The organism is Bradyrhizobium sp., assembly GCF_049581145.1.
Classification (GTDB): Bacteria; Pseudomonadota; Alphaproteobacteria; order Rhizobiales; family Xanthobacteraceae; genus Bradyrhizobium.
On the sequence record NZ_JBAURI010000537.1, the window covers coordinates 1 to 4,995 of the forward strand.

The 4,995-nt window shown below is 63.7% G+C and carries 5 protein-coding genes and 1 pseudogene; 4 read left to right on the top strand and 2 right to left on the bottom strand.

Annotated features, from left to right (window positions below; all coding sequences use genetic code 11):
- The 4 genes and pseudogenes from WCB02_RS17555 to WCB02_RS17570 all read left to right on the top strand — a co-directional run.
- Positions 1-203: oleate hydratase (locus WCB02_RS17555; RefSeq protein ID WP_423959915.1), on the top strand; the 203-nt coding region annotated here is incomplete at its 5' end.
- Positions 204-279: 76 nt separating this feature from the next.
- Positions 280-570: pseudogene (locus WCB02_RS17560) on the top strand (SDR family NAD(P)-dependent oxidoreductase); the annotation flags it as partial.
- Between the two features lie 103 nt (positions 571-673).
- Positions 674-1,015, top strand: a complete 342-nt coding sequence (locus WCB02_RS17565; protein ID WP_423959917.1) for an SDR family NAD(P)-dependent oxidoreductase — start codon at positions 674-676, stop codon at positions 1,013-1,015.
- Positions 1,016-1,113: 98 nt separating this feature from the next.
- Positions 1,114-3,177, top strand: a complete 2,064-nt coding sequence (locus WCB02_RS17570; protein ID WP_423959918.1) for an ATP-dependent helicase — start codon at positions 1,114-1,116, stop codon at positions 3,175-3,177.
- A gap of 42 nt (positions 3,178-3,219) precedes the next feature.
- Here the strand turns inward: WCB02_RS17570 and WCB02_RS17575 are convergent, their stop codons facing one another.
- Both WCB02_RS17575 and WCB02_RS17580 read right to left on the bottom strand, forming a co-directional pair.
- Positions 3,220-4,755: an aldehyde dehydrogenase family protein gene (locus tag WCB02_RS17575; RefSeq protein ID WP_423959919.1), complete on the bottom strand. Its 1,536-nt coding sequence runs from the start codon at positions 4,753-4,755 to the stop codon at positions 3,220-3,222.
- Positions 4,756-4,838: 83 nt separating this feature from the next.
- Positions 4,839-4,994 carry a 2Fe-2S iron-sulfur cluster-binding protein gene (locus tag WCB02_RS17580; RefSeq protein ID WP_423959920.1) on the bottom strand — a complete coding sequence of 52 codons (156 nt, stop codon included), beginning with the start codon at positions 4,992-4,994 and terminating at the stop codon, positions 4,839-4,841.
- Position 4,995: the final 1 nt, after the last annotated feature.

Genomic DNA, 4,995 nt, shown 5'->3' on the forward strand with positions numbered 1-4,995 from the left:
CCGACAACTCGAAGAACCTGGCCTTCGTCAGCCAGTTTGTTGAAATTCCGGACGATGTCGTATTCACCGTCGAGTACTCCATCCGGGCAGCGCAGATAGCCGTGTACGAGCTGATGAAGATCAAACGCCCCATCCCCGCCATCACCCGGCATGACAAATCAATCGCGGTTCTGCTTGAGACGCTGGAAAAGGCTTTTGCCTGAGAAACCTCCATAGCGCCCTGGCAAAAGCAGCTCGACAAATCTAGACTAGAGTGCGCTCGACAGATCGGAGACTGCAATGACGGCAGATGGTTTGCGTGGACGGACCGCATTGGTGACCGGCGGCTCTCGCGGAATCGGCGCCGCGATATCGCGCGCGCTGGCTGCAACTGGAGCGGCGGTTGCGATCAACTATCGCGAGCGGGTCGACGCCGCCACGAAACTGGCCGAGGATCTGGGCACGACCGGCGTCCGCGTCATCACGGTCCAAGCCGATGTCTCGCAGGCGGATGCCGTTGCAGGCATGTTCGAATTCGCGAAATCCGAACTCGGCACGATCGATATTCTGGTCAATAACGCCGGCATCGCCATCACGCGCGGCATCGACGATCTCGCTGAAGCCGATTTCGACGCGACGATCGCCGCCAACCTTAAAATCCGTTTTTCTGTGCACCCATGCGGTTTTGCCGATGATGCGAGCGCAAAGATGGGGGCGGATCGTCAATATCTCCTCAGGCGCCGCCCGCGGCGCGGGCTCGATCGGCCCGCACTACAATGCGTCGAAGGCGGGGCTCGAGGGATTGACGCGGGGCTACGCGGCACGCCTGGTCAAGGAAGGGATCACCGTCAACGCCGTCGCGCCTTCGCTGATTGAAACCGACATGATGAAGGGTCAGGAGGCCCTTGTCAGTCGGATTCCAATGGGCCGCTTCGGTCGAGCCGATGAGGTCGCAAAGGCCGTGCTGATGCTGGTGGACAATCCTTATATGACCGGCCAGACGGTGGCCATGAGCGGCGGCATGGCGTTCAACTGAGATCTCGCCGAACGCTTCCGGATCTCAAACGTTGCTTTGCGCCATTGCGAACAAAGGAAGAATCAGTGACCGTCCATCGACTTGGGGACGGTACGGACGTGTCACTGACTGCTGCCTATCTCGAAAATCTCAATCCGGAACAGCGGCGCGCCGTCGAGCACGGGGCGGTCGCAGCCGGCGGCTGCACGCCGCTGCTGGTGATTGCCGGGGCCGGGTCGGGCAAGACCAACACGCTTGCGCACCGCGTCGCCCATCTGATCGTCAACGGCGCCGACCCCAGCCGTATTCTTCTGATGACGTTCTCGCGCCGCGCTGCCTCCGAGATGACGAAGCGCGTCGAGCGGATCGGGCGCAAGGCCATGGGTCAAAACGCCGGAATGATGACCGGTGCCTTGAGTTGGGCCGGCACTTTCCACGGCATCGGTGCGCGCCTGCTTCGGATGTACGCCGAGCAGATCGGCCTGGACTCCAACTTCACGATTCACGACCGTGAGGATTCCGCCGACCTCCTGAACCTGGTCCGGCATGAGCTTGGCTTGTCGAAGACCGAAAGCCGCTTTCCGACCAAAGGCGCTTGCCTCGCAATCTACTCGCGATGCGTCAATGCCGAGATGCCGATCGAGCAGGTCCTGGCAGCCTCGTTTCCGTGGTGCACGGGCTGGGCCAAGGAGCTGAAGGACCTGTTCGCGGCCTACGTCGAAACCAAACAGCGTCATCACGTGCTCGATTATGATGATCTGCTGCTCTACTGGGCACAGACCATGAGCAGTCCGGCGCTCGCCGATGACATTGGCAGCCGCTTCGACCATGTGCTGGTCGACGAGTACCAGGACACCAACCGGCTGCAGTCGTCCATCCTGCTTGCGCTCAAGCCGGGCGGCCATGGCCTCACCGTCGTCGGCGACGATGCGCAGTCGATCTATGCATTCCGCGCCGCGACCGTGCGCAACATCCTGGATTTTCCCGGCCACTTCTCCCCGCCGGCCAGCATCATCACGCTTGATCGCAATTATCGATCGACGCAGCCGATCCTGGCCGCTGCCAACGGCGTGATTGGTCTTGCCAAGGAGCGTTTCACCAAGAATTTGTGGACCGACCGGACGTCCGGCAGCAAACCTCAGCTGGTCACGGTGCGCGATGAAGCCGACCAGGCGCGCTGCATTGTCGAGCGCGTTCTGGAAAACCGGGAGTCCGGCACGGTTATGAAACAGCAGGCCGTGCTGTTCCGGACGTCGAGCCACAGCGGCGCGCTGGAAGTGGAACTGACCCGGCGCAACATCCCGTTCGTCAAGTTCGGCGGATTGAAATTTCTCGATGCCGCGCACATCAAGGACCTCCTGGCGCTGCTGCGCTTCGTCGAGAACCCGCGCGACCGCGTCGCCGGCTTTCGGCTGCTGCACCTGATCCCGGGGGTTGGTTCTATCTCAGCACAACGTGTGCTCGACCAGATGGCGGATAGCGTCGATCCGATCACGGCGCTTGGGCATGCGCCGGCCCCGCCGCGAGCCGGTGAGGATTGGAAAGCATTCACGCGCACCGTCGCGGACCTGCGTGTTGCCGACTGGCCGACCGACCTCGAACACGCCCGCCTCTGGTACGAACCGCATCTCGACCGAATCCACGAGGACGCCGAGACCCGCCGCGCCGACCTGATCCAGCTCGAACAGATTGCGAGCGGCTATTCGTCCCGCGAACGCTTCCTCACCGAGCTGACGCTGGATCCACCCGACGCCACCAGCGACCAGGCCGGCATTCCCCTGCTCGACGACGACTATCTGATCCTGTCGACCATTCATTCCGCCAAGGGCCAGGAGTGGAAGTCCGTCTACGTGCTCAACGTGGTCGATGGCTGCATGCCCTCGGATCTCGGCGCCGGCACGACAGCGGAGATCGAAGAGGAACGCCGGCTGCTCTACGTTGCCATGACGCGGGCCAAGGACGATCTGCATCTGATGGTACCGCAGCGCTTTTTTACCTACGGCCAGCATGCAAAGGGCGACCGCCACGTCTATGCGGCGAGAACCCGCTTCATTCCCGATCGCTTGCTCGGGCTGTTCGAAAGGACGGCTTGGCCGCGGGCGTCAACCGGCGCAGCGGCGCGATCGGCGAGCGAGGTGCCACACATCGACGTCGGCGCCCAGATGCGCAAAATGTGGCGCTGACGCAGGGGGACGGCGTCGGCCGGGCCGCGTTCCCCGACGGCCTCAGGCGACGTCGAACTTGACGCCTTGTGCGAGCGGCATCGCGTGACCGTAGTTCACCGCGCTGGTCATGCGACGCATATAGGCCTTCCAGGCGTCCGAACCGGACTCGCGGCCACCGCCGGTTTCCTTTTCGCCGCCGAACGCACCGCCGATCTCGGCCCCGGACGGTCCCATATTGACGTTCGCGATTCCGCAATCGGACCCAAGACAGGAGAGAAAACGATCCGCCTCCCGCATGTCGATCGTGAAGATCGAGGACGACAATCCCTGCGGCACGCCGTTCTGCAGCCGTAACGCCTGCTCGAGATTGCGGTACTTCAGGACGTAGAGAATGGGAGCGAAGGTTTCCTCCGCCACAGGCCCGATCTGGTCGGGCATCTCGACCAGCGCCGGGCGGACATAATAGGCCGATGGCCACCGCGCTTCTTCATACCGCTCGCCGCCATGGACGATGCCGCCGGCAGCCTTTGCCGCGGCCAACGCCTGCTGCATCCCGACGAAGGCGCGTTCGTCGATGAGCGGTCCCACCAGAACGCCGCCATCGAGCGGATTGCCGATCGACACCGATGCATAGACTCGCTTGAGACGCGCCACCAGCCCATCGTGGATACTGTCATGCACGATCAGGCGGCGCAGCGTCGTGCAGCGCTGGCCGGCCGTTCCCATCGCGCCGAAGGCGATCGCCCGCAACGCGAGATCGAGGTCCGCGGACGGGCAGACGATCGATGCATTGTTGCCGCCAAGCTCCAGGATCGACCGGCCGAACCGCTTTGCGACGCGCTGCCCGACAACACGTCCCATCGCCGTGGAGCCCGTCGCGGAGACGACCGGCACGCGCGCATCATCGACCAGATGCTCGCCGGCCTCGCGGCCGCCGAGAATCAGAGTCGCAAGGTTTTGAGGCGCGCCCTCGAGCTGCGCGGCCGCCCGCTCGAACAGGGCCGTGACGGCGATGGCGGTCAGCGGCGTTTTTTCCGACGGCTTCCACACGATGGAGTCACCGCAAACCAGTGCCAGCGCCGCGTTCCACGACCAGACCGCGACGGGAAAGTTGAACGCCGAGATCACCCCGACCACGCCGGCAGGATGCCACTGCTCCGTCAGGCGATGGTCGGGCCGCTCGCTCGCCATCGTCAGGCCGTAGAGCTGACGGGACAGGCCAGTCGCGAAGTCGCAGATATCGATCATCTCCTGCACTTCACCAACGCCCTCGGAGAGGGTCTTCCCCGCCTCGATCGTCACCAGCCGTCCGAGATCGGCTTTCGCGGCCCGCAGTTCCGCGCCGAACAGACGCACCAGTTCGCCGCGACGCGGCGCGGGAACCGACCGCCAATGCTGAAACGCGTCATGCGCCAGGCCGATCCGGTGCGCGATCTCGCTGGCATTGGTCGCATGCGGATGCGCGATGACGTCACCGGTGATCGGCGTGCGCACCTCAAGCTCGCCGCCGCAAAGCACGCGCTCGTCGACGCCGAGTTTGGCCATCAGCGCGGGCAATTCTTCAGCAAAGCCCTCTGATCTCGCCGGTGCGTTCATGACATTTTCCAATCAAGCCAACGATTCGATATCATTCACCGGAGTCCGAGCGGGCCACCGACGTGCTGATTTTCCGCCTTCCTTCAGGCATCGAGCACCAGCCGCGTCAGCGGCACCGCCTGGCAGGTGAGACACTGGCCCTCCCCGATATCCTCGGAGGCGGCGAGATGAGCGACCTCACCCTCCATCAACCCCACCACGCAGCTCTCGCATTGCCCGACGCGGCAACCCGTCGGAATC

Excerpts from the sequence above, each read along its gene's own strand:
- WCB02_RS17565 (WP_423959917.1), top strand. The coding sequence starts at position 674 with ATGCGAGCGCAAAGATGGGGGCGGATCGTCAATATCTCCTCAGGCGCC.
- WCB02_RS17575 (WP_423959919.1), bottom strand. The coding sequence starts at position 4,755 with ATGAACGCACCGGCGAGATCAGAGGGCTTTGCTGAAGAATTGCCCGCG.